The sequence below is a fragment of the Streptomyces sp. G-G2 genome, from assembly GCF_030063135.1.
GTDB lineage: Bacteria > Actinomycetota > Actinomycetes > Streptomycetales > Streptomycetaceae > Streptomyces.
In genome coordinates this window covers 1-24,118 of sequence record NZ_JASISO010000059.1, presented here as the reverse complement: position 1 = coordinate 24,118, position 24,118 = coordinate 1, and the positions used below count along the sequence as shown (strand labels likewise).

Annotated in this window: 30 protein-coding genes and 1 pseudogene; 15 read left to right on the top strand and 16 right to left on the bottom strand. The window is 73.1% G+C overall.

Annotation, left to right across the window (positions count from 1 at the left end; genetic code table 11):
* Positions 1-78: 78 nt before the first annotated feature.
* The 4 genes from QMF80_RS33270 (at position 79) to QMF80_RS33255 (ending at position 2,927) form a co-directional block, all read left to right on the top strand.
* The gene (locus QMF80_RS33270) at positions 79-354 is read left to right on the top strand and encodes an isoamylase early set domain-containing protein (protein ID WP_283460234.1); all 276 of its coding nucleotides are present in this window, start codon (positions 79-81) and stop codon (positions 352-354) included.
* Positions 355-549: 195 nt separating this feature from the next.
* Complete coding sequence (locus QMF80_RS33265; protein WP_283460232.1) at positions 550-1,410, top strand: LysR family transcriptional regulator; 861 nt, start codon at positions 550-552, stop codon at positions 1,408-1,410.
* A gap of 114 nt (positions 1,411-1,524) precedes the next feature.
* Positions 1,525-2,391: an NAD-dependent epimerase/dehydratase family protein gene (locus tag QMF80_RS33260; protein WP_283460230.1), complete on the top strand. Its 867-nt coding sequence runs from the start codon at positions 1,525-1,527 to the stop codon at positions 2,389-2,391.
* A 38-nt stretch (positions 2,392-2,429) separates the two neighbouring features.
* Positions 2,430-2,927, top strand: coding sequence for an STAS domain-containing protein (locus tag QMF80_RS33255; protein WP_283460227.1), 498 nt, complete (start codon positions 2,430-2,432; stop codon positions 2,925-2,927).
* Positions 2,928-2,976: 49 nt separating this feature from the next.
* Here the strand turns inward: QMF80_RS33255 and QMF80_RS33250 are convergent, their stop codons facing one another.
* The gene (locus tag QMF80_RS33250) at positions 2,977-3,459 is read right to left on the bottom strand and encodes an MSMEG_6728 family protein (protein ID WP_283460226.1); all 483 of its coding nucleotides are present in this window, start codon (positions 3,457-3,459) and stop codon (positions 2,977-2,979) included.
* 258 nt (positions 3,460-3,717) lie between these two features.
* Between QMF80_RS33250 and QMF80_RS33245 the strand changes: the two genes are divergently transcribed.
* The 3 genes from QMF80_RS33245 to QMF80_RS33235 all read left to right on the top strand — a co-directional run bounded on the left by QMF80_RS33245 (position 3,718) and on the right by QMF80_RS33235 (position 5,333).
* Positions 3,718-4,113 carry a hypothetical protein gene (locus QMF80_RS33245; protein ID WP_283460224.1) on the top strand — a complete coding sequence of 132 codons (396 nt, stop codon included), beginning with the start codon at positions 3,718-3,720 and terminating at the stop codon, positions 4,111-4,113.
* A gap of 204 nt (positions 4,114-4,317) precedes the next feature.
* The gene (locus QMF80_RS33240; protein WP_283460222.1) at positions 4,318-4,857 is read left to right on the top strand and encodes a DUF5133 domain-containing protein; all 540 of its coding nucleotides are present in this window, start codon (positions 4,318-4,320) and stop codon (positions 4,855-4,857) included.
* A gap of 119 nt (positions 4,858-4,976) precedes the next feature.
* On the top strand, positions 4,977-5,333 hold the full coding sequence (locus QMF80_RS33235) for an STAS domain-containing protein (RefSeq protein WP_283460221.1): 357 nt from the start codon (positions 4,977-4,979) through the stop codon (positions 5,331-5,333).
* A gap of 59 nt (positions 5,334-5,392) precedes the next feature.
* On the opposite strand, the gene QMF80_RS33230 is transcribed toward QMF80_RS33235, so the two are convergent.
* A complete protein-coding gene (locus QMF80_RS33230) occupies positions 5,393-5,974 on the bottom strand; it encodes a helix-turn-helix domain-containing protein (protein ID WP_283460219.1) in 582 nt (193 codons plus the stop codon).
* Between the two features lie 116 nt (positions 5,975-6,090).
* On the opposite strand from QMF80_RS33230, the gene QMF80_RS33225 reads away from it, so the two are divergent.
* Complete coding sequence (locus QMF80_RS33225) at positions 6,091-6,927, top strand: EamA family transporter (protein WP_283460217.1); 837 nt, start codon at positions 6,091-6,093, stop codon at positions 6,925-6,927.
* Between the two features lie 15 nt (positions 6,928-6,942).
* Positions 6,943-7,650, top strand: a complete 708-nt coding sequence (locus QMF80_RS33220; protein ID WP_283460215.1) for a B3/B4 domain-containing protein — start codon at positions 6,943-6,945, stop codon at positions 7,648-7,650.
* A 125-nt stretch (positions 7,651-7,775) separates the two neighbouring features.
* Here QMF80_RS33220 and QMF80_RS33215 read toward each other — a convergent pair whose 3' ends face one another.
* The 4 genes from QMF80_RS33215 to QMF80_RS33200 form a co-directional block, all read right to left on the bottom strand.
* Positions 7,776-8,294 (bottom strand): TspO/MBR family protein, encoded by a 519-nt coding sequence (locus QMF80_RS33215; RefSeq protein ID WP_283460213.1) that lies wholly within the window; start codon positions 8,292-8,294, stop codon positions 7,776-7,778.
* 65 nt (positions 8,295-8,359) lie between these two features.
* Positions 8,360-9,553 (bottom strand): cytochrome P450, encoded by a 1,194-nt coding sequence (locus tag QMF80_RS33210; protein WP_283460261.1) that lies wholly within the window; start codon positions 9,551-9,553, stop codon positions 8,360-8,362.
* A gap of 181 nt (positions 9,554-9,734) precedes the next feature.
* Complete coding sequence (locus QMF80_RS33205; protein ID WP_283460210.1) at positions 9,735-10,223, bottom strand: hypothetical protein; 489 nt, start codon at positions 10,221-10,223, stop codon at positions 9,735-9,737.
* Positions 10,224-10,337: 114 nt separating this feature from the next.
* Positions 10,338-10,643, bottom strand: a complete 306-nt coding sequence (locus tag QMF80_RS33200; RefSeq protein WP_283460208.1) for a hypothetical protein — start codon at positions 10,641-10,643, stop codon at positions 10,338-10,340.
* Positions 10,644-10,806: 163 nt separating this feature from the next.
* Between QMF80_RS33200 and QMF80_RS33195 the strand changes: the two genes are divergently transcribed.
* Both QMF80_RS33195 and QMF80_RS38180 read left to right on the top strand, forming a co-directional pair.
* Positions 10,807-11,199 (top strand): EF-hand domain-containing protein, encoded by a 393-nt coding sequence (locus QMF80_RS33195; protein ID WP_349372268.1) that lies wholly within the window; start codon positions 10,807-10,809, stop codon positions 11,197-11,199.
* A gap of 1 nt (position 11,200) precedes the next feature.
* Positions 11,201-11,347: an EF-hand domain-containing protein gene (locus tag QMF80_RS38180; protein WP_349372267.1), complete on the top strand. Its 147-nt coding sequence runs from the start codon at positions 11,201-11,203 to the stop codon at positions 11,345-11,347.
* A 140-nt stretch (positions 11,348-11,487) separates the two neighbouring features.
* Here QMF80_RS38180 and QMF80_RS33190 read toward each other — a convergent pair whose 3' ends face one another.
* On the bottom strand, positions 11,488-12,162 hold the full coding sequence (locus QMF80_RS33190; protein ID WP_283460206.1) for a TetR/AcrR family transcriptional regulator: 675 nt from the start codon (positions 12,160-12,162) through the stop codon (positions 11,488-11,490).
* Between the two features lie 112 nt (positions 12,163-12,274).
* Between QMF80_RS33190 and QMF80_RS33185 the strand changes: the two genes are divergently transcribed.
* Both QMF80_RS33185 and QMF80_RS33180 read left to right on the top strand, forming a co-directional pair.
* Positions 12,275-12,994, top strand: a complete 720-nt coding sequence (locus QMF80_RS33185) for a hypothetical protein (protein WP_283460204.1) — start codon at positions 12,275-12,277, stop codon at positions 12,992-12,994.
* 183 nt (positions 12,995-13,177) lie between these two features.
* Positions 13,178-13,813: a GOLPH3/VPS74 family protein gene (locus tag QMF80_RS33180; protein ID WP_283460202.1), complete on the top strand. Its 636-nt coding sequence runs from the start codon at positions 13,178-13,180 to the stop codon at positions 13,811-13,813.
* Between the two features lie 97 nt (positions 13,814-13,910).
* On the opposite strand, the gene QMF80_RS33175 is transcribed toward QMF80_RS33180, so the two are convergent.
* From QMF80_RS33175 to QMF80_RS33155, 5 genes are all read right to left on the bottom strand, one after another.
* The gene (locus QMF80_RS33175; RefSeq protein WP_283460200.1) at positions 13,911-15,158 is read right to left on the bottom strand and encodes a cytochrome P450; all 1,248 of its coding nucleotides are present in this window, start codon (positions 15,156-15,158) and stop codon (positions 13,911-13,913) included.
* Positions 15,159-15,184: 26 nt separating this feature from the next.
* Positions 15,185-16,576: an NAD(P)/FAD-dependent oxidoreductase gene (locus tag QMF80_RS33170; protein WP_283460196.1), complete on the bottom strand. Its 1,392-nt coding sequence runs from the start codon at positions 16,574-16,576 to the stop codon at positions 15,185-15,187.
* Positions 16,569-16,835, bottom strand: a complete 267-nt coding sequence (locus QMF80_RS33165) for a ferredoxin (RefSeq protein ID WP_283460259.1) — start codon at positions 16,833-16,835, stop codon at positions 16,569-16,571. Before QMF80_RS33165 ends, QMF80_RS33170 begins: the two co-directional genes overlap by 8 nt.
* 107 nt (positions 16,836-16,942) lie before the next feature.
* Positions 16,943-17,530 (bottom strand): hypothetical protein, encoded by a 588-nt coding sequence (locus QMF80_RS33160; protein ID WP_283460194.1) that lies wholly within the window; start codon positions 17,528-17,530, stop codon positions 16,943-16,945.
* Positions 17,531-17,675: 145 nt separating this feature from the next.
* Positions 17,676-18,467 (bottom strand): helix-turn-helix transcriptional regulator, encoded by a 792-nt coding sequence (locus tag QMF80_RS33155; RefSeq protein WP_283460192.1) that lies wholly within the window; start codon positions 18,465-18,467, stop codon positions 17,676-17,678.
* 49 nt (positions 18,468-18,516) lie between these two features.
* Here QMF80_RS33155 and QMF80_RS33150 point away from each other — a divergent pair, with 49 nt between their 5' ends.
* A complete protein-coding gene (locus tag QMF80_RS33150; protein WP_283460190.1) occupies positions 18,517-18,978 on the top strand; it encodes a DUF2000 domain-containing protein in 462 nt (153 codons plus the stop codon).
* 183 nt (positions 18,979-19,161) lie between these two features.
* Positions 19,162-19,782, top strand: coding sequence for an ankyrin repeat domain-containing protein (locus QMF80_RS33145; protein ID WP_283460188.1), 621 nt, complete (start codon positions 19,162-19,164; stop codon positions 19,780-19,782).
* 132 nt (positions 19,783-19,914) lie between these two features.
* On the opposite strand, the gene QMF80_RS33140 is transcribed toward QMF80_RS33145, so the two are convergent.
* The 4 genes and pseudogenes from QMF80_RS33140 to QMF80_RS33125 form a co-directional block, all read right to left on the bottom strand.
* Positions 19,915-21,540 (bottom strand): molybdopterin-dependent oxidoreductase, encoded by a 1,626-nt coding sequence (locus QMF80_RS33140; RefSeq protein WP_283460186.1) that lies wholly within the window; start codon positions 21,538-21,540, stop codon positions 19,915-19,917.
* Positions 21,541-21,659: 119 nt separating this feature from the next.
* Positions 21,660-22,241: a fasciclin domain-containing protein gene (locus QMF80_RS33135; protein ID WP_283460184.1), complete on the bottom strand. Its 582-nt coding sequence runs from the start codon at positions 22,239-22,241 to the stop codon at positions 21,660-21,662.
* A gap of 451 nt (positions 22,242-22,692) precedes the next feature.
* Positions 22,693-23,503 (bottom strand): annotated as a pseudogene (locus QMF80_RS33130) (SDR family NAD(P)-dependent oxidoreductase).
* Positions 23,504-23,540: 37 nt separating this feature from the next.
* Positions 23,541-23,951, bottom strand: a complete 411-nt coding sequence (locus QMF80_RS33125; RefSeq protein ID WP_283460182.1) for an ATP-binding protein — start codon at positions 23,949-23,951, stop codon at positions 23,541-23,543.
* Between the last annotated feature and the right edge of the window lie 167 nt (positions 23,952-24,118).

Here is a 24,118-nt window from a genome sequence, read left to right as displayed (position 1 = left end):
CACGCCCCCGCACCGGCCCGTGCGGCCACAATGGCCGTCGGCCCGCAGGCCCCCGTCCATCGATGGAAAGGACTTCTCGTGCTGGAACGACGCCACCGCAAGAACGCCACTGAGGTCACCTTCGTGCTGCCCGAGGGCACCCCGCCGGGACCTGTCAGTGTCGTGGGAACGTTCAACGGCTGGCAGCCGGGGGCCCACGTACTGGAGCCGCGCGACGACGGCACTCGGGCGGTGACCGTCGCGCTGCCCACCAAGGGGACGCACACCTTCCGTTACCTCGCCGCAGGTGACTACTGGTTCAACGACGAGGGCGCCGACGGCCACGACGGTCAGAACTGCCGCCTGAGCACCTGACCTCCTCCCCCGTGTCCGGCGCGCTCCCCGCGGGCCGCCGGACGCGCCGGGCCCCCACCGGGGCATGAGGACGAACGGGCGCGGCACCTCCCCCAGCTGGAGGGTGGAGCGCGCCTGACGCCGCTCCGCCACGGGCAAACGCTGGCTCACGCGGCACTAGCCTGAGGGCAAGCCATTCGAACCGTGGGAGCCGCCGTGGATGTTGATCTGCGCAAGCTGCGCTACTTCGTGGCCGTGGCCGAGGAGCTGCACTTCGGCCGGGCCGCCGAGCGGCTCCACATCACGCAACCGGTGCTCTCGCGGCAGATCCGCGCCCTGGAGCAGGAACTGCGCGCGCAGGTGTTCACGAGGAACAAGCAGTCCACCGAACTGACGGCCGCCGGCCGCCAGCTGCTGGAGGATGCCGGACCCCTGCTGGCCGCCGCGCGGTCGCTCGGCCTTCGTGTCCAGCAGGCCGCGCACGGGGCGTCGACGTTCACGGTCGGCTTCATGCCCGGGATCAGCGTGACCGGCGCGGTGCGGGCTTTCGCCGCCAGACATCCCGACCTCAGCGTGCAGGTGGTGCGCACCTCCTGGGACGACCAGGTCCAGGCGGTGCACGAGGGACTTGTCGACGTGAGCTTCGTACGGATGCCGGTCGACCATCGCGGCCTGGCGTTGCGCCCGGCCTTCCGGGAACCGCGCGTCGCCGTCCTGCCGGCGCACCACCGCCTGGCGGGCAAAGAGTCCATCGGCATCGCGGACTTGGCCCCTGAACGCCTGTTGCAGGACCCCGACGCCGTCCCCGAGTGGCGTGACCTCCCCGACCGGACCGGCGCTGAGGGGGCCGGACCGCGGCCTGTATTCCGCAGCGTCGAGGAGAAGTTGGAACACGTCGCGACATCCGGGGGCGTCCTTGTCCTGCCGCTCTCGACCGCGGCCTACTCCACCCATGCCGATGTCGCCCAGGTGCCCATCGACGACATCGGCCCGGGCGAGGTCTGCCTCGCATGGAGCGCTCACCGGAACTCCCCGCTGCTGCCGGAGTTCGCCGGGATCGCCGCTGCCCAGCACTGATGCCCTGAGGGCATCACCGCTGACGAAAGAGGTCTTGGACGGCCTCCGCGGTACGGGGCCAGGGTGGATGAGCGACGGACCTTCCGCCGCCATCCCGAAAGGTCCGTGAGGGCGATGCAGGTCTTCATCACAGGCGGCTCCGGCTACATCGGCCGCTCCACCATCCAGTCGCTGATCCGGCACGGCATCCAGGTGACGGCGTTGGCGCGCAGCGAGCACTCCGCGCGCACCGTGTCGGACCTGGGCGCCACCCCCGTCGCGGGGACGCTCACCGACACCGACGTCCTCCGGCAGGCGGCCCGCCAGGCAGACGGAGTGATCCACCTCGGTGTCGACTACACCGAAGGCACCGCGGATGTCGACCGCGCCGCGGCGCAGGCGCTGCAGGACGGTGCGGCGGGCCGCCCCTACGTGCACACCGGCGGGGTGTGGGTCTACGGCGACACCGACGGGGTCGTCGACGAGAACGCCCCGCTGAGCCCGCCGCGCATCACCGCCTGGCGGCTGGAGAACGAGAAGCGCGTACTCGCCCGGGCCGCCACCGGAGAGCGCCCGGTGATGGTGATGCCGGGGCTGGTTTACGGCCGGTCCGGCGGGCTGGCGCAGGCGTTCTTCGTCGAGCCGGGGCGCGCCGCCGGAGCCGTGCCCTGCATCGGGGACGGCTCCAACCACTGGGCCCTGGTCCACGTCGATGACATCCCCGAGCTGTACGTCCTGGCCCTGAACGCCCCGGCCGGTTCCGTCTACGCCGGGGTCGGCGGCCAGAACCTCCCGCTGGCGGACATCACCCGAGCCCTCAGTGAGGCCGCCCGGTGCCCGGGCAGGATCGACTCCTTGACCATCGAGGAGAGCATTCGGCGAATGGGCCCGGTCGCCGAGACCTTCGCACTCGACCAGCAATTCACCGGCGCCCGGGCCCGCCGCGAACTCGGCTGGACACCGACCCGTCTCGACGCCTTGGCCGAACTCGCGCGGAGCTGACCCGCACCAGCGCGCGCGGCGGGGGAATGCCGGGGCCGATGCCGGGTAGAGGGGCTCAGGACATCGAGGCATACGGCATCGAGGACCACGTCATGGACTCCTTCTTCGAGATCACCGTAGTGCCCGCCGGGGGCGATGTACTGGTCACTCCGGCGGGAGAGATCGACATGGACGTGGAGGCGGAACTGGACTTCGTACGCACCCTGCTGCCCCCGCGCGCCGCGGTCGTGCTGGACATGAGCGGCGTCCCTTTCATGGACGTGACCGGCTTGCACTTCTTCCTCGATCTCCACCGCCACGCGGAGCACAACGGCACCTCGCTGAGGAGTCTGGGCTGGCAGCGGCAGCCGGTCCGGCTCCTCGAACTGGCCGCCGCCACGTCCCCGACGCACTGGGGCGACGGGCCCACCTCCGTGCGCGCAGCGTTGACGGCGCGCACGGAGGCGGCTCGGCTGCCGGGGGTCGCGCACGCCGAAAACGACGCGATCCGGGCGGCGCACGCCATCCGCACGGCCCTGCGGTCCGCACGCGGCTGACGCGGGCGCCGGGCCACCCGGGCAGGGGGCGGGCGTACGCCCCGGCCCGTCAGGACGGCGTCATCCGCGGAGCCCGGTCGGAGCCGGGCCAGACGTACGGCAGGTCGGCCGGTACCTCGGGAAAGAGGTCGCGGTAGAAGGCGTGGTCCTTGCGGACCAGAGCGGACTGGTGGCTGCGGTGGAAGTCCGGCGTGCCCAGCCACAGCGGCAGGTCCCCGTCGGCGGACAGCTGCTTCTGGGTGCGTATGTTCCCCCCTGGCAGCCACGCCCGGAAATCCCGCACCAGGGTCGTGGCACAGGTATCGGCGCGCCCCTCGGCCGTCCACACCTGGCACATGTCCAGGCCGTACCGGACGAGGGCCTCCTCGTATCCGGCCCACATCCGCACCGCTGGATGCCTGCGCCATCCGTAGCCCGGGACGATCAGCCCCCGCAGTACCTGCAGGGCCTCGACCCGCTGCTTGCCGAGCCGCCGCGCGTCCAGCGCGCTCGCCGACGCCTCGAACGACGGGAAGGGAAGAAATGTCTGCACGGAGCGCTCATCTCCTTCGCCACGCGTCGGTTGCCGCACCATGGACGGCAGGTGCCCCACCGCGTCGGCGTCTTCCCCCCGACATCGGAGGGAAACGACGTCAGCCAGGGGAACCGCCCCGGGCCCCGCGCCCCTCCTGAAGGGGCTGGACGGGCAGCCGGGCGATCGAGGGGAAACGTGCCTACGCTGGACATGGTTCTCCCTGGAGGAGAAGCGGGGGCCGCGAGCACGACGCCGGAAAGGCGGGCGAGCAGAGCCATGGCCAAGAAGTCAGAAAGGTCTCATCCTCGGCACGGGGACGGGCCCAGCCCCCACAAGGGCACGGAGCAGCACGGCTGGTCTCCCGACGTCGACGCGACGCGCCAGCAGGACAACCCCAGCGCCCACCGCTCGTTCCACCCCGACGAGTACGCCCCCGAGAAGGGGCCGGGCCGGAAGGTGTCGAAGGAGGAGGCGGGAAACCCGCACGGCACGCCCGTGAAGAGCACGACGAGCCGCGGTGAGGACCAGAAAACGTCCGGTGACGGCGCGGACGGCATGCGCGACACCGGCCCCAAGGGCCGCTCCCGGCGCCCCAGTGGTACGCGGGACGCATCGGCCGTCACGGGCGTCGACCCGCAAGACCCGCCGGAGGGGCGCCGTAAGGCGCACTAGTGCCGCGCCAGGCAACGTTTGCCCGTCGAGGAGCGGCGTCCGGTGCGTGCTCTCGGCGGGCCGGCCGGAAGCCCTCGTACTGGACGGCCGACCGCCGCACGCCGGGGCTCCGAGCGGACATCAGGACGCCTCGGCCGGGTAAGCGCGTGGTACGACGCGACGCGTGCCGCTCGATCAGTCGAACAGAACACGGAGGTGGGCCCCATGACCGGGACGAAACCAGCACAGGCACGTCCTCCCCGCCTCCCGCCGCCCAGCGGCCCCTTCGCCGCCCGTTCCGACACCGCGCGCGCCGTCGGTGTCGTCATGTCGCTCGTGCCGTGCGGAACGGAGACCGCCCGTCATGTCCTGGCGCGCACCGCCCGGGCCACCGAGGGCGACGCGCACCGAGCGGCCGAGGCGGTGCTCGCCCTGATCCGCGGTCGCGATCCGCACGACCCGGTACAGCAGGCGCTGCGCACGGCCATCGTCGCCGCCCGCACGATGCCGGGGCCGGGACCGGGGCCGGGAGCGCAGCGGATACGCCCCGGCCTGGACGTGCTGCGCGCCCACCTGGCCCGATTCCGCGAGCTGCGCCGCCTCGCCCTGACCACGCCCTCCGACCCCGCTGTCCAGGCCCGGCTCGACGACGCCGCGTACACCTTGTGCGTCCTCGTGGGGAACCGCACGCCGCACGCGGCCCTGCGGACCGCACGCCTCCTCCTCGCCGAGCAGCCGAAGGGGGCAGCTGTCGCAGACAGGTGAGAGGGGTCCCGCGTCCGTGTTCCTGGCGGCCGGGTCCTACCAGGCATGCGGTCGCCGAACGCGGGCACTCGGGTCCGTACGAAGTTACGTGTGGGTCGTGGAGAGACGAAGGAGTGCCCGTGCTGCCCGTCAAGGTGACCGACAGAGGTGTGCTGATCATCGGTGTGCGAGCCGACCTCGACATCGCCGACCGCGCCGCGGCCGCCTGGGCGATCGACGGCGTCCTGAACGCCCACCGGTCCTCACCCGTCGTCCTGGAACTGTCCGACGCCGTCGTCAGCCCCGCGGCCGTGAGCACCGTCGTACGGGCGCACCGCAGGTGCCGCGACGCCGGAGTGGCGCTGGCCGTCGTCGCCTCCCGCACCGAAGCGCGCCGCACCCTGGCAGTCGCCACGGGGGCCCAGGCGCTGGACGTTCACACCGCCCTCCCCCTCGCCGTCACGGCCCTCTCGGCCCCCGCGGGTGCGGCGGCGTAGTTCCACCGGCGCTCCGCCAGCGCGCACGACGATCGCGGGCCACGAGCTGGTCGGGCGCGTCAGGCGGGGGTGGGGCCGGGCGGGAGGTGGACGGTCATGATCAGGTGGCAGGTCCCCGTGCCCGCGCCGCGGTAGGTATGAGCGGCGTCGCCGTCGAAGGTGGCGGTCTGGCCGGCCTCGACCGCGTACTCGTTGCCGTCGACGAACAGGGTCATCCGGCCGGCGGTGACGGAGAGGGTCTCGATCACGCCGTTCTGGTGCGGGTGGCTGGGGTACTCCTCGCCGGGTTCCAGGCGCCAGCGCCAGACCTCGGTGGCGGCCGGGCCCGCGGTCGTCAGCATGAGCCGGGCCTCACTGCCGCGCTCCCCCCTCCACAGCGGCATGACGGCGTCGGCGGCCACCACCCGGACGCGCTCCTGGGGGCGCCCTTCCGTCAGGGCGGACACGGAGATGCCGAGGGTGTCGGCGAGGCGGACCAAGGTGGCGAAGTTCGGGTTGCCCTGAGCCTTCTCCAGTGCGACCAGGGCGCCCTTGCTGACCTTGGCGCGCCGCCCCAGTTCGTCCAGGGACAGCCCGGCGCGGGTGCGGGCCGCCCTGACGTTGTGCGCGAGCGCCCGTAGGGCGGGCTCGGTCTCGGTCATCCGATCACCTTCTTCTCATGGTCCATTTCGCTGAACCGTCCGGTCGGTCGATTGACGCCGACCGGTCGTTTTGTTGTATGGTTCAGTCGTTCCATTGTCATTTTAAGGGATTCCTCGTGCTCGCTCTGCTGCTGGCCCTCGGCAGTTCCCTGGCTTACGGGTGCGCCGACTTCCTCGGCGGCCTCGGTGCCCGCACGGCGCACGTCCTGCGCACCGTGATGATCGCCGCTCCGGCCTCGCTGGCGGTCGAGCTGCTGCTGTGGCCGGTCTTCGGCGCGTCCTTCAGTGCGCAGACCGTGCTTTGGGGCGCCGCCTCCGGTGTCGCGTCGGCCGCCGCGTTCGCACTGCTCTACAAGACCTTGGCGATCGGCCCCATGAACGTGCTCTCCCCGGTGACCGCACTGGTCTCGGCCGTACTGCCGGTGGGTGTGGGCCTGGCCCAGGGCGAGCACCTGGGTCTGTCGGGCCTGGTGGGCCTGCCCCTCGCGCTGGTGGCGGTCGTGCTGGTCAGCGCCGGACACGGCGCCGGAACGGCAGGCCCCTCTCGTACGGCGCTGCTGCTCGCGTTCGGCGCGGGCGGGGTGATCGCCCTGCAACTGGTCTTCCTGCACCAGGCACCCTCGGACAGTGGCGTAGGTCCGCTGATCATCGGCCGGGCGGTCTCCTCGGCCGTCACCCTGGCCGCGGCAGGCCTGATGTATCGCAGGCTCGGCTCCGAAAAGCCCGCGTACGCGATGTCGGCGACGGCCGGTGTGCTGGACTCGGTGGCGAACCTGCTGTTCCTGCTGGCCGCCCGCAGCGGAGACCTCGCTGTCGTCGCCGTAGTCACCGCCCTCTACCCGGCGGGAACCGTCCTGCTCGCCCGCACCGTCCTCGCCGAGCGCATCCATCGCACCCAGTTCGTCGGGCTGGGCACGGCGGCCGTCGCCGTCAGCCTCCTCGCCCTGACCTGAAGGAACCCCTCCCCCATGACCGCCTTCCATATCAGCCCCGCCGTCGCCGACGCCTTCCCCGGCACCCTCATCGCCCTGGTCACCGCCACCGGCCTGCGCGGCCGTGAACCCTGGCCCGGAGCCCGCGCCGCCCTCGAGGACCTGGAGCAGCAACTCGCCGACGGTGCCTGGCAGCCCGCCGACGAGAGCGACCCGCGCATCGAGGCGTGGCACACCGCCTACCGGTCCTTCGGTACGAACCCCCGCCGGGTCCGCCCCAGTGTCGACGCGCTCGGCCGCCGATTCGCGAAGAAGGGCGCCCTGCCGCGCATCAGTCCGGCCGTCGACTCCTACAACACCGTTTCGGTCCGCCACGGCCTGCCCGCCGGCGCCTTCGACCTGAACCACGTCATCGGCGACGTGACCATCCGCTACGCCGACGGGACCGAGGAGTTCACCCCGCTCGGCGAACCCGGCACCGTCGAGAACCCCGGGCCCGGCGAGATCATCTACGCCGACACCACCGGCGTCCTCACCCGGCACTGGAACCACCGCGACGCCCACCGCACCCGCGTCACCGAGGACTCCACCGACGTCGCCTTCGTCCTCGAAACCCTGAACGCCACCCGCGACGGCCACCACCTCGAGGCCGCCGCACACGAACTGCGGGACCTGCTCGCCGCGCACGCCGAACGGACCACCGTGCGCTACCTCAGCCCCACGGAACCGCACACCACCCTCTGAGGCCTGCCGCACGGCTGCCCCGGCCTGCCGCCCTCGTGACCGGCGACCGCCTCGGACCCCTCCTGTGTTCCCGGCGCGTGGCCCCGGCGCGCGGCGCGACGGATGATCGCGCTGGCGGCCGTCGGCTACGCACGCCGCCGCTGCCTGTTGCGGCGGACGATGTCCGCGTTCAGGGCTGTGGCGAAGGCGCACCACGCGGCGTAGGGGGCGAGGGCGGCCGCCGCGGGCGGGTCGGTGCGGTGGACCCGGCGCAGCAGCTGGAGGTTCGAGGCGTCCAGCAGGAGCGTGCCGACGAGACCTGCCGCAGGGCTCTTCCGTGCGAAGAACAGCCAGTTCCACGCGGCGTTCAGCGCGAGGTTCGCGCCCAGACTGACGGCCAGTCGGCGGCGCTCCGTGCCCCCGGTCCGCCGCAGTGCGTGGCCGGCGGCCCAGGCGATCGCTCCGTACAAGGGTGTCCACACCACGCCGAAGGCCCATGACGGGGGCTGCCAGGCGGGTTTGCGGAGCGTCCGGTACCAGCGGCTGTCGGGGTCCACGGCCAGGCCGCCGAGGACGGCCGCGGCGGCGACGGCCGTCGCACTGGCGACGTAGGCCGTACGGCCGGACGGGGTGGGGCCGGGATCAGCCGCTTGCCAGAGCCTCATGGTGGGTCGCCTGCCCCGGGACGGCTCGGGTACGCATCCCCCGGCTTCGCCCGCCGGGACGGCTGTCAGCCCGGGGTGTGGGGCTCGCGGGAGTTCCGCGCGGCCGTGAGGACGAAGCCGCTGCGGGGGCGGGTGGGGACCCGGGACAGAGAGATGGTCAGGTCCTGTTCGGGCACGTCGAAGTCGAGGCCGGCGAGCTTCGCGGTGAGCGTGGCGAGCAGGGCGACGGTGATGTCCTCGCCGGGACAGCGGTGGCCGCGGGCCGGGTCGCCACCACCCTGGGGAATCAGCTCGTCGGCGTCCGGCTCACGTCCGGCGAAGCGCTGGGGGTCGAAGCGGTAGGGGCTGTGCCACAGCTCCGGGTCGTGGTGGTGCCCGTACAGGTCGAGGAGGACCAGGGTGTCCTTCGCGATCGTCTCGCCCTGCCAGGTCAGGTCGGTCGCGGCGAGTCCGCCGACGAACGGGGCGAAGGGGTAGAAACGCCGCACCTCGTGGGCGAACGCCCGCGCGTACTGCCCGTCGCCGTCCTTGCGGAGCAGCTCCTGGTGGACCGGCCAGCGGTGCAGGGCGTGCGCGGCGAAGGAGGCGAACCAGGCGACCGCGACGGTGGGCCGGATGATGTTCAGCAGCTCGACGGCGGCCGTGTGCGGGTCGAGCAGCCGACCGTCCGCATCCCGGTGCCAGGCCACGGCCTCGAAGGCGGTCCCGTTGTCGTAGGCCGGCTCCTCGCCCTCGCGGGCGACGCGGACCAGGGCGGCGAGGGCCTCCTCCTGGCGTGCGCGGGCGGCGCGGGCGCGCAGGTGCCGGGGGCCCGGCGTGGCGAACCCGTCGACCATGGCCGTGCAGTCCTCGGCCATCTGCCAACAGGCGTCGTCGGACAGCGGTACGCCCGTCCACGCGCAGACGGAACGGGCCAGGATCAGCGCCGCCTCGTCGAAGAGCACGACGCGCCTGCCGTCGGCCCAACGGCCCACCGCCTCGGACCAGTGGACGGCCACGTGGTCCGCGAGGGCGGCCACCCCCGCTCCGTCCTTGAGGAGCGCGAGGAACAGGGCCTTGCGGACACGGTGGGCGGCGCCGTCCAGGGTGTGCACGGCCCCCCGCCCGAAAAGGGTGTCGAGGACGGGTTCGGGGAGGGCCGAGGTACGCCTGATGTTCTGCTCGTCGTAGAAGAAGACGATGGCCTCCGGGCCGTGCAGCGCGATCGTGGGCCGACCGAGCAGCCTGGTGCGGACCGGCCCGCCGCGCGTGGCGCGCATCCGGTCGGGCAGCCAGGCGTAGCCGCGGGCCAGGAGGGGCAGGGTGCTGTCGGTCCAGGGGCGATGGCCGTGTCGAGTCGGGGCATACGGGGCGGCTACCCGCCCGATGGGAAGGAACACCGGGCTCGGGGCCGTCGGTCCCCGTTCGGCGGCGGCCCGTACGTCGCCGACGGCCCCGCGCCTACAGCCCGTGGTAGTACCCCTCCCCGGCGACGAGCACGGACGTGAAGGAGACGGGGCGCCCGTTCGCGTCGCGCGGGACCCGTTGCGAGGTCTGGCGGGTGAAGCCGAGCGAGACGCCGGGCACGACCAGACTCTGGCTGTCCGGGGCCGTCACGGTCCAGCCGCGCTCGCGCACCGCGTCGAGGACGACCTCGGCCGGGTCCCCGAACACGTCGTGACCGGCGAACAGGACCCGGGTGGCCGTCACCCGTCCCTCACCGGGCCACCACAGCTCGACGGCGTCCAGGTGCCCGCGTTCGTCGAAGAAGGCGGTGTGGCCGATGCCGTCGAAGGTACCCGCGGCCCGCCGCGCGGGCCTGCCCTGGCGTGGCCCGATCACCCGGAGCTCGCCCCACGGGAGTACGGCCGCCCGCGCCTCGTCGAAGGTCATGCCGAGGCGCAGGGGGCCCACGCCGTTGGGCGGGTCGAGGGTCAGGTCCAGGTTCACCGGGGTCTCCGATCGGGCTGTTCGAGGATGCCGCCCGCCGGATCAAGTGCTGGGGGGCGGGCGGCCGGATGCCGGGGCGGGCGGGGTTGGGGCGGGCGGGTGTTGGGGCGGCGGTCAGGGGGTGTCGCCGGACCAGTCGAAGCGGCGCCGGACGCCCGGACGCGGGTCGCGCGCGAGCGGGTCGACGGGGCGCGGGTCGTACATCGCGCGGCCTCCGGCGCCGAACTGTCCCAGCTCCGTCTGGAGGGCGACACCGGTGTCCGTCCTGTCCGCTGTCCAGCCGGTGATGTCGAGCAGCAGCCCGTCGAGCGGGCCGCCGACCAGTTCCGCATAGGTCCGTCCCGGCCGGGGGCCCTGACGGGGGTCGTCGTGGTCCTGGCCGTAGACCCGGCCGCGCATCAGTTCCTCATCCCTGTCCATGCGTCCAGACTCTCAGCCACCACCGACAACGGGGTGACGGTTCGCGCACATGTGCCCGTGGGGGCGGGCCCTCGGTCCGACCTACAGTGACGCGCCGCCCGTACGACCGTAGGACGGTCGTACGGCGGCTCACGGTTCGGTTCGGCGTCGAAGGAGGCCGCTCATGGCCCGTGCGTTTCAGGAGCGCAAGCTCAGGGGGATGTTCGCCGCGTTCGACGCGGACGGTGACGGCTATCTGCGCCAGGAGGACTTCGCGGCGCTCGTCGCCCGGTGGGGGCGACTGCCGGGGGTGGGGCCGGGTACGGAGCTGCGGGCGCGGGTGGAGGTCCTGCTGATGGGCTGGTGGGCGGCCCTGCTGGAGGCCGGGGACGCCAACGGGGACGGCGCGGTCGACATGGGCGAGTTGCTCTCCCTCGTCGACAGGCTGCCCGCCATGGTCGCGGAGGTGACGGCGACCGCCTACACGGTCTTCGACGCCGTGGACTCCAATGGCGACGGCGTCATCTCCCCGGAGGAACACCACAGGCTCGTCGAGACGGAACGGGCGCCCTGTTGACATGACGGGCGTCTTCGAACTGCTCGACCTGAACGGCGACGGTCACCTCAGCCGCGAGGAATTCGCCTTGCTGTGGCGCCAGTTCTGGATCAGCGACGACCCGGCGGAGCCCGGCAACCTGCTCTGCGGCCGACTCCCCGCGCAATGAGGTCTCGCGCCCCACGGCGGTGACGGCGCGGGCAAGGCGCCACGAGGGGCAGGCCACCGGGGCCCGCGGCCCGCGGAGCGGGGGTGGACGGCGCCCGGCCCGGTCGGCGTCCACCCCTGCCCGGGTCGACCAGATCCACTTCAGGCCGTCCTCAGCGTCTCGATGCCCGCGCAGAGCAGGCGGACGCCGCGCAGGAACTGCTCGTCCTCGTCGTGCGCGGCGGCGGCCACGGTCAGCGGGAAGCGTGCGTGGAGCGAGGCCGCCTCCTCCGGGGTGACGGCGACGGCGGGCGGCCGGCTCTGCTCTTGCAGGACGAAGCCGGTGACATGGCTGAGCAGCGCGTCGGCGGCGGCGCCGCGGTGCTCCTCGGGTACGTCGGCATCCCGCAGGGTCTCCAGCAGGCGCTCCATCAGGGAAAGGGCCCCCGCGCTCAGCACCTTGGGACTGTCGGCGAACACCACCGCGCCGCCGGGATGGCGCCGCACGCTCTGGCGCAGGGTCACCATCTGCGCCTCGACCCGGGCCTGCCAGCCCACCCCGGCGCCCGCCGGGCCGCCCGCCGCGCGGCCCGCCGCGTCCACTGCGCCCGCCGCGTCCAGGGCGCTCAGCGCGACACTGCCCGCTTCGTACGCCTGCCGGGCCACCCGGTCCGCCATCAGCTGGATCAGGGCGCTCTTGCTCGGCACGTGGTAGTAGAGACTGCCCGCCTGGGCGTCGAGCCGCTCGGCGACCCGGCGCATGGACAGGCCCTGGTATCCGGATTCGGCGAACACGGCCATTCCGGCGTCGATGATCCGTTCCGCGGTCAGCTTCATGGACCTCACCCTACGACAATTTTCTAACGCTGTTTGAATAATGTGCCCCTCAGCGCTACTGTCTGGTCCGCAGATTCAAACGGGGTTCGAATATCGAAGGGGGGTGGTGACGATGGGCGCACTGCTGTTCAACGTGACCACTGCGGCATTGATGGTGCTGATGTTCAACGGCGGGCTGGCGCTGGTCGGCCAGGACACCCTGCGCGGGCGGCGCGTCCCCTGGGCGGCCGTCGGGCTGACCGCGCTCGCCCTCGCCGGAGTCCTGACGCAGTTGGTCTGCCCGGGCGCGATGGCGCTCTTCGACAACGATCCGTCCCAGCACGGTTGGTGGCGGGTCGTCACCTCCGTGTTCATGCAGAACGGCGGCCTCCTCGGCGGCGCGTGGAACCTCGCCACGCTCGCCGCCGTCGCGGCGCTCGACGACTGGTTCTGGGGCGGCCCCCTCATGCTGGCGCTGTTCACCGCGGGGATCCTGCTGCCGGAGCACATCGACAGCCTCTTCGGTCAGAGTGGCGGCAGCGCCGACCCCCGTAATTTCGCGGGAAGTTCGGGTGCGACGTACTTCCTCGCCGCGACCCTCTCGGCCGCCCTGCTGCTGCGCGCCGTCCGCTCCGCGGGCGCCGCGGCGGCCCGTGACACCGGGCGCCGCAAGGAGCTGCTGCTCGCCCTGGGGGCACCCGTACTCGGCCTGGGCATGTGGTTCACCCAGGAGAACGGCCACGGCCTGGTGACGGTCTACGGGTTCCTCCTCGGCACCGCGGTCCAGATCGCGGCGCGCCGCCCGTCCGCCGCCCCGCAGAACCCGGTCGGCGTCGGAGCGGACGGGCGCTGATCCGGGAGGCCGCGCCCGACCGGCCGGCCGACCCGGTCCCTTCAGGCGGTCCGGCGGCGGAGCCGGCGGCACGCCCAGCGGCACGCCGCGCGGTTCGCCCCCGCCCGCACCGGGCGGGGGCGATACTGGGTGCGACGTAGCTCTGTCACCATCCCGAGCGAGGGACCCCGAGGGGAGCCGTTCATGACCACGGCGAAAGACCTGTTCATCATCGCCATGGACCCGCGGCCGGACCGTTCCGTGGGACAGGGCGACCTGTCGCTCGCCCTCGCGGGCGCCGAGCTGATCGATCTCATCGGCGCGCACACCGTCACCCTGGACGGCGAGCGCATCGTGCCGGACGGCGCACGGTCGGCGTCGGACGACCAACTGCTCGGCGAGGCGTCGGCGGCACTGGCCCGCGACGTTCCGTACGAAAGCGTCGAGGACTGGTTGTGGCGCAGGGGCCGCGACCTCTCCGCCGCGTACCAGAGCGCCCTCGAAGGGGACGGCCAGCTCACCCGGGAACGGCGGCGCTCGCCCTTCGGCCCCGCACGCGTGGAACTGGTCGACTCGGCCGCCCGACGCCGGGCCCTGAGCCGCTGGGAGGCGGACGAGCCCGTCCTCGCCGCCCTCGCCTCGGCCGTCGGGATCCGAGGCGGGCGGTCCGGGGAGGACGAAGGCGACGCGGACGACGGCAGCGACGGTGACGCGGTGGTGACGAGCGAGGTCACGGCGGTACTGGCGGTCGTCAACGACGCGGTGATGGAGCTGGAGGCCGTACGCCAGCGGCGGAACATCGAGAAGGCCGCGTTCGCCAACATCTGGCGGGGCCCGTGAGCCCCGGGCGCACCCCGCGCCGTGGGTCAGGGGCGTCAGGGGTGTCCGAGGCATCAGGAACGTCGGGGCTCTCGGGGACGTCAGGGACGTCGAGGCGTCAGGAGCGGATCCCGTCGCAGGAGATCCGCAGGTGCCGGGGACCCCGCAGGACCGCGTTCTGCCGGTAGGGCGGCGGGTCCTCCAGGAGGCGCGGGTTCTCCAGGCGCCGGGCCAGCTCGCTCAGCGCGAGCTGCGCCTCCAGCCGTGCCAGCGGGGCGCCGAAGCAGCTGTGGACACCGCTGCCGAGACCCAGGTGCTGGATGTCCTTGCGGTACGGGTCGAAGCGGTCGGGATCCTTGAAGCGCGCGGGGTCCCGGTTGCCGGAGGCCAGGATCAGCCACATCGAGGAGCCCTTGGGGATGGTGACCCCGCGGACCTCGATGTCGACGAGCGGCGTGCGCTGCGGCAGCAGCTGCACCGGCGGCTCGAACCGCAGCAGTTCCTCGACCAGGGGCACGACCAGCCCCGGCTCCCGCCGCAACTGCCCGAGGACGTCGGGGTTCCGCAGCAGTGTGAGCATCCCGTTGGTGATCAGGTTCACAGTGGTCTCGTGGCCCGCGATCAGCAGCAGGGCGGCGGTACTGAGCAGCTCCATCGTCGACATGGAGTCGTCCGGGCCGTTTCCCGCGGCCAGTTGGGAGAGCATGTCGTCGCCGGGCGCCTTGCGCCGCTCCTCGATCAGCCCGGCCAGGTACATGCCGAGTTCCATCCGGGAGTCGTGGGTGGCGCGCTCGCGTTCGGCGGAATCGGCGTCGGGATCGGGGTCCAGACTCGCGGCGAGGGTGTCGGCCCAGACGTGGAAGCGGGCCTCGTCCTCGCGGGGTACGCCCAGCAGCTGGCAGATCATCGTCACCGGGAACGGGTACGCGAACTGGTCGACCAGGTCGATCTCCGCGGTGTCGCCGAGGTTGTCGATGAGCCCGGTGACGATGCCCCGCAGACCGTCCCGCATCCCGTCGACGCGGTGCGGGGAGTGCGGCGGGCCGAAGGGCCGGTTGGTCATCCGGCGCAGCCGGTCGTGCTCCGGCGGGTCCAGCTTCAGGAAGCTCGGCGGCAGGGCCGTGGCCTCCTCGCCCTCGCTCCCGGCCAGCGGGTCCCCGGAGCCCGCCGCCAGATTGCGGGAGTCGGAGCTGAGCCGCGGGTCGTGCAGCAGGCTCTGGATGTCGTAGTAGGTGCTGATGACGTACGGCCCTTCCCCGTCGTGGAAGACCGGGGTCTCGCGCAGCCGCTCGTACAGCGGGTACGGATTGGCGCGGTTCGCGTAGTCCAGGATCTGACTCAGGATGCCGTGGGTGCTGTCGGTCATGGCGGGTCCTCCGGGGGGCGTGCGGGTCAGTGCCCGGCGGGGGTGAACGTCATCCGGCGGTCGGCCGGTGAGTACCCGCTGAGGGTGATGGTCGGGCCGTGCGTGGGCACGGAGGGGTCCGGGAAGTCGGCGGGGATCGGGCGCTGCCCGTCGGGGCGGCGGTCGACCGTGGTGAAGGGCAGCGGGAAGGGCGCGGTGGCCTCGATCTGCTGCTGGTAGAACTGCAGCCAGCGCGAGTTGTCGAAGGTGACCGCTCCGATCACCCGGCCCTGGTAGCCGTAGACCCCGGTGAAGCGGCGCTCGGTGCGCGAGCCCTGGGCGATCATGATCTCGGTGCCCATGGAGGGGACACCGACGGATTTGATGTTCACCCCGAACTGGGAGGACCAGAACGCGGGCACCCACAGGTGCGGGCGGCGGTCGGTGCTCTCGCTCAGCATGTTGTGGGCAGCGGTCTCGGCCTGGACGACGGCGTTGCCCCAGTGCTCCAGGGACAGGAACTGGTAGCCGAAGAGGGCGTGCGGGGAGCGGGCCACGTCGCCCGCCACGTAGATGTCGTCGGTGACGATCCCGCGGATGTCGAAGGCCCGGCAGCCCGCGTCGCAGGCGATGCCGCGTGGGCCCGCGCCGAGTCCGGAACCGGCCAGCCACTCGGTGTTGCGCTGGGCGCCGAGCGATACGACCACGACGTCGCAGTCCAGTGTGGTGCCGTCGGAGAGGTGGGCCGCGCGCACGCGCCCGGCTGAGTCGCCCTCCAGCCCGGTCACCATGATCCCGGTGCGCAGGTCGACGCCGTGCTCGCGCTGGAGTTCGGCGGCGACGGCTCCGATGACCCCGCCCAGGGCGCCGACGAGGGGGCCGTCGCCGCGTTCGGCGACGGTGACGTCCAGGCCGCGTTCGCGGCACGCCGAGGCGATCTCGGAGCCGGTGAATCCGGCGCCGATGACCAGCACCCGGCGGGGATTGGCGTTCAGGGCCCGGGCCAGGGCCGCTCCGTCGGCGCGGGTGCGCAGGGTGAAGACCCCGGCGAGTTCGCCCTCGGCCGCGTTCGGCCAGGGCCGGGCGCGTACGCCGGTGGCGATCAGCAGGCGGTCGTAGGGGACTTCGTCGCCGTCGGCGAGCCGGACCGTACGGGCTGCCATGTCGAGGCCGTCGGCCGGTACGCCCAGGCGCCACTCGGCGTCGAGGTCGCGGCGCCGGGGCAGGGTGGTGCGTTCGGCGGCGGCGTGGCCGAGCAGGACCCCCTTGGACAGGGGCGGGCGGTCGTACGGCTCGTGCGGTTCGTCGCCGATCAGGGTCAGCGAGCCCGCGAAGCCCTTCTCCCGCATGGTCTCGGCGGCGCGCAGTCCGGCGAGGGAAGCGCCTACGACGACGATCCGGCCGGAGCGCTTGAGCTGGTCGAGGGCGGTGTCAGGCATCGGGCGCCTCCCCGGCGGGGGTGGACGTGGCGGTGGGGGTGGACGCGGAACCGGCGGTGGCGGCCAGGTCCAGTTCGTCCACGAGGATCGCCTGCACGGGGCAGGCGGCGACGGCCTGGGCCAAGCGCTCGCGCTGGGCATCCTCGGCCTGCGGGTCGTACAGCAGACCCTCGTCCCCGTGCATCGCGAAGACGTCGGGGGCGAGGAATGCGCACTGGGCGTATCCCTGGCACCGGTTGAGATCGACGACGAGCCTCAGCAAGGTGCGGTCCTTTCGGTGGCCCCCTCGGCATCCCGGACCAGCCTGCGCGCCGTGGCGTCGCCTGGCCCGTCCGGTACCGCCGGCGGAGTGATCCGGGGCGGGTGTCACGGCGTACGGGGGGCCCTGCGGCCCGCCTTCAGGAGGTACAGGCTCACGATCAGGGCCCAGGCCGGGAAGACCAGCTCGGACCAGGGCAGCGAGGAGCCCACCACCAGCAGCACGAGACCGGCCAGGTACCCGCCCAGGGCCAGCGCACGCGGGAAGACCCCGAGCTTGCGGCCGATCGTCGAGGTCGCGAGGACGAAGACGGCGGCCATCCGCATGGCGAAGGTGGTGAGCAGTGTGTAGGCGAAGTGGCGGCCGAACAGCTGGGGCTGGTCGGCGTCCAGGACGGTTCCGGCGGCCGCGGCGGCGCCGAAGAGGCAGGCGACGAAGATCAGGCCGCTGCCCAGGAAGACGGTGGAGACGAAGCGGTCCTCGGCGTCCCCGGTGTGCGCGCGCAGCGCGCCCATGAACCAGAGGAAGGCGATGCCCGCGAACGGTACGAGTTCCAGGGCCGTGGTCACCGCGTCCCGCTGGCCGGAGGTGACCTCGACCTGGTCGGCCCCGCCGCCTTCCGGCAGGGCGATCCGGGCGAGCACGATCGCCGCCGCGAGCAGGACGGCGAACACGACCCCCACCAGTCCCGCCATCCGCGGGGTGCTGAGGCTCTGCTCCGTCGGTGTTGTGGGGTGTCCTTGTCTCATACGTCCAGCAAGCGGCGACCGCCGCCGGTCGGCCAGCGGAACAGCGCGCGCGGGTGACGCGACGGGGACCGCGGCCCGCGCGCTCCCCCGCCTACGGGCGGGTGTAGCGGCCCGGGGTGGTGCCTACGAAGCGCTTGAAATGACGGGTGAGGTGGGACTGGTCGTAGAAGCCGGCCTCGGTCGCCACCACGCCCGGCGGGCGGCCGTCGAGCAGCAGGCGCCGGGCCAGGTCGACGCGGCGGGACATCACGTACTGGTGCGGAGCGATGTGGAAGGCCTTGCTGAAGGCGCGCACCAGATGGGTGGGGTGGGCGTGGACCGTTCGCGCGGCCTCCCGCAGGCTGACGCCCTCCAGCAGCCGCTCGTCGAGCAGGTCGCGCAGGTCCTGGGCGATGCCGCGGCCGGGGACCGCGCCGGCGGGGTCCGGCCCGGGGTGCAGGTGGCCGCGCAGCCGCTCGCTGATGAGGGCCAGGCGGCTCTCCGCCTCGAACTCGTCGCCCCGGTGCGCGAGGGCCGTGTGCAGTTGGCCGACGCGCCCGCGCAGGACGGGGTCGGTAAGGTCCGGGCCGTCCACGGCGGCCCCGATGAAGCTCGCGTCCAGCTGGGTCATGTCGAGGTAGATCACGCGCTTGCGGAATCCGCCGGGGGTCGCGGGCGAGCCGTTGTGCGGGACGTGCGGCGGCAGAAGGCTCACGGTGTCGCTCGGGGTGCCGCGCTCGTAGCGGTCGAGGTCGTAGCGGACCTCGCCGTCGTCGACGATCAGCAGGGTCCAGGAGTCGTGCACGTGCATCGGGTACGCGTGCTCCGTGAAGTGCGCGTGCAGGACCTCCACGACGCCCGCGACCGGCGGGCGCCATGCGGAGATCTTCTGGCGGGGCGTCACGCGAAGAACGTACAAGACGCGGACGGCGCGCGGCGTGGAGTCTCACAGCATGAGAATCCATGAGACGGCCGGTCCCGGTACCGCGGGCGAAAACGCGCCCGTCCGCTTCGACAGCAAGATCGCCGTGCTCCTGCGGGAGGACCTGGAGCCCTGGCAGCGCCTGAACGTGACCGCGTTCCTCGTGAGCGGGCTCGGCACGGCGGCTCCGGAGGTGATCGGCGAACCGTACACGGACGCGGACGGTACGCCGTACCTGTCGATGTTCCGTCAGCCGGTACTGGTCTTCCAGGGAACGGGGGAGACACTGACCGCCGCGCACGGCCGCGCACTCTCGCGTTCACTGCCGGTGGGCGTGTTCACCTCGGAGCTGTTCGGAACGGGGAACGACCGGGACAACCGGGCGGCCGTACGGGCCGTGGGCAAGGACCGGCTCGATCTGGTCGGGATGGCCGTGTACGGGCCGCGCAACGCGGTGGACAAGGTCCTGAAGGGCGCGCGCATGCATCCCTGAGCCGCGGACGTCCCACCCGGCCCGCCCCGACCCCATCGGCCGATCGGCCGACCCGGCGGTCCCCCGGACCGCCCGCGGGTCCCGGCCGCCGGGCGGACCGCCCGGGTCCCGGGCCGGGACACCATGGATTCGGGAGCGGGCGCGGGGCGTACCCGCCCGCCCCGGACCCGGGAGGGACGACCCATGAACCCGTACGACCGACCGCTGCTGGACGCCGCCGGGCGCGGTGACACGGCCGCCGTCGGCGCGGCGCTCGCCGCGGGCGCCGCCGTGGACGCGCGGGACGCGCAGCTGCGCACCGCCCTGCTGCTGGCCGCGCTCGCCGACCACGTGGAGGTGGCCGGGCTGCTGCTCGCCGCCTGGGCGGACCCCGACGCCGCGGACGCGCGGGCGGACAGCCCGTGGCTGGTCACCGGGGTCACCGGGGTCACCGGCAGCGTGCGGATGATGCGCCTGCTGCTCACGGCCGGGCCCGACCTGACCCAGCCCAACCGCTTCGGCGGGATCAGCCCGATCCCGGCCGCGGAGCGCGGGCACACCGCTTACGTGCGGGCCGTACTGGCCGAGACCGCCATCGACGTGGACCACGTCAACCGGCTCGGCTGGACCGCCCTGCTGGAGGCGGTCGTCCTCGGCGACGGCGGCCCCCGGCACGAGGAGGTCGTGGCCCTGCTGTTGGCGGCCGGGGCCGACGCGGAGCTGGCCGACCTCGACGGGGTCACCGCCCACGAGCACGCGGTGCGCCGGGGCTTCACGGGCATGGCCCGGCTGCTGCGGGAGGCCGGGCGGGGGGCCGGGCGATGAGCCGCCGCCTGGCGAAGCGCCGGGCGGGGGCGCCGGGCGAGGAGCCGCGGTCACGGTGCGTGTACGGGCGCCATCGGACCCGCGAGGGACGGGCGCAAGCCCACCCGCACCCGGTTTCCGGGCACGCGCGGGTCAGTGGACGCCGACGACCACGGAGTGCCAGCCGGTGGCGCCGTCGGGGATGGTCTGGACCCGATCCCCGGTCTGGGTCCGCCCGGCGCCGTCGGTGGCGCGGACCCAGAGGGTGTGCCCGCCCGGGGCGGCTTCCCAGGGGTAGGACCATTGGCGCCAGGTGTCGGTGGTGTCCTGTGCCGCCAGGTCGGCCGGGTTCCAGGGGCCGTCGTCGATACGGACCTCCACGCGGTCGATGCCCCGGTGCTGGGCCCACGCCACGCCCGCGACCATCACTCGGCCGGGCTTCGGGCGGGCGAAGGGCTTGGGGGTGTCGATGCGCGACTCGGTCTTGACCGGACCCTGCTGGGCCCAGCCGCGCCGGGCCCAGTACGGGTCGTACGCGTCGAAGGTGGTCAGCTCGATGTCCTTGATCCATTTGCAGGCCGAGACGTACCCGTACAGCCCGGGGACGACCATGCGGACGGGGAAACCGTGGTCGAACGGCAGCGGCCGCCCGTTCATGCCGACCGCGAGCATCGCGTCACGGCCCTCCATGACGACCTCGACCGGGCTGCCGAGCGTCATGGCGTCGACGGACCGGGCCACCAGCTGGTCGGCCGGACCGCCCCGGGACGGCGGCTCCACCCCCGCCTGGCGCAGGACGTCGGCGAGGCGTACGCCGATCCAGCGGGCGTTGCCGACGTAGGGGCCGCCGACCTCGTTGGAGACGCAGGTGAGGGTGACGTCCCGCTCGATCAGCTCCCGGCCCAGCAGGTCCTGGAAGGTGAGGGTGAGGGGCCGGGAGACGCCCTTGCCGTGGATCCGCAGCCGCCAGCCGGTGGCGTCGACCTTCGGGACGAAGAGCGCCGTGTCGACCCGGTAGAAGCTGCCGTTCGAGGTGGTGAACGGCGAGATCCCGGGAACCCGCAGCGCTGCTCCGGCGGGTACGGGGGCGGCCGGTGAGGCGGGCACGGGCAGTTTCACGGCGTCGCGCGAGGCCACCGCCCCCTGGCCGCCCGCCCCCTTGACGTACCGGCCGAGGGCTCCGGCGCCCGCCGAGGCGACCGCCGTGGTCGTCGCGGCGACGAGGAACCCGCGCCGGTCCCAGCCCGCCTCCCGATCGCCCGCCTCCGGGGCGCCCGGCCGCGGGGCCGTGGAGCGGCCGGTGGGGGTGGTGAGGCGGACGGTGAGCCAGTACAGCGTCCCCGCGCCCGCGACGGCTCCCACGACGGAGGGCAGGGCGTCCGCGATACCGGCCGCGTCGGGCCGGCTGAGCGCGGCGGCGGCGCCGACGACTCCGAAGAGCAGGACTCCCAGGGCCCCGGCCCGGCGGTGGCGCAGGGCGATCAGGCCCAGGACGGCCGCGAGGGCGGCGAGGGTGGCCAGGATGCCCAACTGAAGGACGAGTTTGTCGTTCTCGCCGAAGTGCCGGATCGCGAAGTCCTTGAGCGGGGCGGGAGTGCGGTCGATCGCGGCGCCGCCGACCGCGATGACCGGCCCGGCCTGCGGTCGTACGACGGCGGAGACCAGCTCGGCGACCGCCAGGGCCGCACATCCGGCCAACAGCCCGTTCAGCGCGCCGAGCGGCAGGCGGGCCCACCGCTGAGGCGGGACCCGCCGCCGGGTGGACGTTCTCGCGTTCATGGTTCGAACCGGCAGCTCTCCGGCCGGAGTTCAGCCGAGCGCGCCGCCCGGACCACGCCGCCGGTGCGTTCTCGCACGGCGACGCGGCAGCGGGTCGGGCGGTGGCCAGGGTGACTCGGTCACATCGGGGTGAGGACGGTGTCGATGATGTTGACCGTCGCGTTCGCGGTCTGGACGTCGCCGCAGACGATCTTCGCGTGACCGTTGACGGTGAACGTCGAGCCCGAACCCGCCGTGGCCAGCGAGCCGCCCTCAAGGGTCTTGAACGAGCCCGCGGTGAGTTGCTTGGGGGTCAGCCGCTCGCCCACCACGTGATAGGTGAGGATCTTGGTCAACTCGGCCTTGTCACCGAGGATCTTCGTCAGATCCGCCTTCGGGATCTTCGCGAACGCCTCGTTGGTCGGGGCGAAGACGGTGATGTCCTTGGCGTTGTTGAGGGTGTCGACCAGCCCGGCCTTCTTCACCGCGGCCACCAGGGTGGACAGTGCGGGGTTGTGGGACGCGGCGGTGGCCACGGGGTCCTTCGCCATCCCGGCGAGGCTGCCGGAGCCCTCCTTGGGCACCGAAGCACAGGCCGGACCGTACGGGTCGGCGGCCTTGGGGGCGTCGGCGAACGCCGGGCCCGCCACACCCAGAGCGACCGGTACGACGAACGCGGCGGCCGCGAGGAGCGCGGAGCGGCGGATACGAGTGGTGGTCATGCGATTCCTCCTCCTGGAGGCGGGCTCCGGCGAACGCGGGGGCCCGGGACGTACACGGCGGCCGAATCGGCTGGTGGGGGGCTCAGCCGGGGAAGAGTCGAGAGCACCGATGCGCACCGCACCACACGCCGCTCACACGACTACGGCGCACACACGTGGTCTCCATCATCCCACGGCCGACCGCCGCCGCCAGGCGGGGATCCAGCCCTGCGGGCCGCTGCGGGTTCCGGGTCCTTGCCCTACGGACGGGGAAGCCCTCGCAGCCTCACCCCTTCTTCGTAGCCACCGCGCGGATGGATTGGAACCGGCCGTAGCAGACCCGCGGGCGGCAGGCCGCCGGGCGTCAGGCTGCCGGGCCGGCCACTGGGGAGTGTCGTCGTCCGCCCACGGGGGGGGCTGATGGGGGCTGGTGCGGGCGCTCGCACGGCGGCTGCCGTACGGAACGACCACGCTACGGAAGGATGGAGTCCACATAGCCCCCGTCCCGTCCACGCGCAGCGCTCCGCCTGTCGTGGCCGAGGCGTACGGCGAGGCGAGGTAGACCACCATGTGCGCGATCTCCTGCGGCTCGATGAGCCGCTGGAGGAGGGACTGGGGCCGGTGCGTCCGCATGAACGCGCGCTGGGCCTCGTCCCAGGGCAGGTCCCGGTCGACCAGCTCGTAGACGAAGTCCTCGACCCCGCCCGTGTGCGTCGGTCCGGCCAGTACGGAGTTCACGGTGACGCCCGTCCCGGCGGCTTCCTTGGCGAAGCCCCGGGACACCGCGAGCAGCGCGGTCTTGGACATGCCGTAGTGGATCATCTCGGCGGGGATGGCCACCGCCGAGTCGCTGACGATGTTCTGCACCCGGCCCCAGCCACGCTCCACCATGCCCGGCAGGTACTGCCGGGTCATGCGGACGGCGGTGAGCACGTTCGCCTCGAAGTACCGGCGCCACTCCTCGTCCGCGATCTCCAGCGCGGGCCGCGAACCGAAGATGCCGACGTTGTTGACGAGGATGTCGGCGTGCGGGACCGCGTCGAAGACGGCCCGGGCCCCGTCGTCCGTCGAGATGTCGCCGGGCGCGGCGAGGAACTCGCCGCCCGTGGCGCCCGTACCGCCTCGGCGCTCAGGCGCTTGACCGCCTCGGCGACGGACTCCGCGCTCCGGCCGTTGACGGCCACCCGTGCGCCCGCGCCCGCCAGGCCCGACGCGATGGCCGCACCGATGCCCTGGGTGGAGCCGGTGACCAGTGCGGTCTTGCCGGAGAGGTCGATGCGCATGCCGCTGCCTGCTCTCTTCCCGCTGCCCCGTTCGTGGTCAGCGGGTGTGGGGGCCGTTTCCGAATACCGGGTGGAAGCACGCGGTGATCGCCTTGCCGCCGTGGAAGGAGTGGACGTCCCAGGCGTCGGCGAGGGCCTGCACGATGCCCAGGCCGCGCCCGGACGTCGCGCCCGAACCGGGTTCCCGCGGCGTGGGCAGTCGCGGGTCGGCATCGGCGACGCTCACGTGCAAGCAGTCGCCGTCCCAGGTCAGTACGAGCTGGGCGGAGCCGAGGGCGTGCAGGTGGGCGTTGGTGACCAGTTCGGAGACGGTGAGCAGGACGGAGTGCGCGGTGTCCGGGGCCTCGCGGCTCCACGACAGGGAGGCGAGGTGATCGGCCGTCCACTGACGCGCCGCGCGGGCGCCGTTGGACACCGGAAACGAACGGGCCCAACCGACTGCCTTCATCGACAACTCCCTCACCCCTCAACCCTGTTCTCGCGTGATGCCGCTCCGGTCCCTGTGTCCGCTCCGGCCCGTGCCTGCGCGTCTACCCTGAGGTATCGCGCGTACCCGTACGCCGTGGGAGGGTCTCGCGTTCGTACCGTCACTCGGCCGTCGGACCGGGTCGGGTC

Coding starts and splice junctions, on each gene's coding strand:
- QMF80_RS38180 (WP_349372267.1), top strand. CDS start 11,201: ATGACGGGCGTCTTCGAACTGCTCGACCTGAACGGCGACGGTCACCTC.
- QMF80_RS33200 (WP_283460208.1), bottom strand. CDS start 10,643: ATGGACAGGGATGAGGAACTGATGCGCGGCCGGGTCTACGGCCAGGAC.
- QMF80_RS33230 (WP_283460219.1), bottom strand. CDS start 5,974: ATGACCGAGACCGAGCCCGCCCTACGGGCGCTCGCGCACAACGTCAGG.
- QMF80_RS33150 (WP_283460190.1), top strand. CDS start 18,517: ATGAGAATCCATGAGACGGCCGGTCCCGGTACCGCGGGCGAAAACGCG.
- QMF80_RS33245 (WP_283460224.1), top strand. CDS start 3,718: ATGGCCAAGAAGTCAGAAAGGTCTCATCCTCGGCACGGGGACGGGCCC.
- QMF80_RS33160 (WP_283460194.1), bottom strand. CDS start 17,530: ATGGCGGGACTGGTGGGGGTCGTGTTCGCCGTCCTGCTCGCGGCGGCG.
- QMF80_RS33195 (WP_349372268.1), top strand. CDS start 10,807: ATGGCCCGTGCGTTTCAGGAGCGCAAGCTCAGGGGGATGTTCGCCGCG.
- QMF80_RS33170 (WP_283460196.1), bottom strand. CDS start 16,576: ATGCCTGACACCGCCCTCGACCAGCTCAAGCGCTCCGGCCGGATCGTC.
- QMF80_RS33240 (WP_283460222.1), top strand. CDS start 4,318: ATGACCGGGACGAAACCAGCACAGGCACGTCCTCCCCGCCTCCCGCCG.
- QMF80_RS33180 (WP_283460202.1), top strand. CDS start 13,178: ATGACCACGGCGAAAGACCTGTTCATCATCGCCATGGACCCGCGGCCG.
- QMF80_RS33140 (WP_283460186.1), bottom strand. CDS start 21,540: ATGAACGCGAGAACGTCCACCCGGCGGCGGGTCCCGCCTCAGCGGTGG.
- QMF80_RS33135 (WP_283460184.1), bottom strand. CDS start 22,241: ATGACCACCACTCGTATCCGCCGCTCCGCGCTCCTCGCGGCCGCCGCG.
- QMF80_RS33185 (WP_283460204.1), top strand. CDS start 12,275: ATGGGCGCACTGCTGTTCAACGTGACCACTGCGGCATTGATGGTGCTG.
- QMF80_RS33210 (WP_283460261.1), bottom strand. CDS start 9,553: ATGCGCGCCACGCGCGGCGGGCCGGTCCGCACCAGGCTGCTCGGTCGG.
- QMF80_RS33125 (WP_283460182.1), bottom strand. CDS start 23,951: ATGAAGGCAGTCGGTTGGGCCCGTTCGTTTCCGGTGTCCAACGGCGCC.
- QMF80_RS33255 (WP_283460227.1), top strand. CDS start 2,430: ATGCCGGGTAGAGGGGCTCAGGACATCGAGGCATACGGCATCGAGGAC.
- QMF80_RS33260 (WP_283460230.1), top strand. CDS start 1,525: ATGCAGGTCTTCATCACAGGCGGCTCCGGCTACATCGGCCGCTCCACC.
- QMF80_RS33220 (WP_283460215.1), top strand. CDS start 6,943: ATGACCGCCTTCCATATCAGCCCCGCCGTCGCCGACGCCTTCCCCGGC.
- QMF80_RS33145 (WP_283460188.1), top strand. CDS start 19,162: ATGAACCCGTACGACCGACCGCTGCTGGACGCCGCCGGGCGCGGTGAC.
- QMF80_RS33190 (WP_283460206.1), bottom strand. CDS start 12,162: ATGAAGCTGACCGCGGAACGGATCATCGACGCCGGAATGGCCGTGTTC.
- QMF80_RS33215 (WP_283460213.1), bottom strand. CDS start 8,294: ATGAGGCTCTGGCAAGCGGCTGATCCCGGCCCCACCCCGTCCGGCCGT.
- QMF80_RS33175 (WP_283460200.1), bottom strand. CDS start 15,158: ATGACCGACAGCACCCACGGCATCCTGAGTCAGATCCTGGACTACGCG.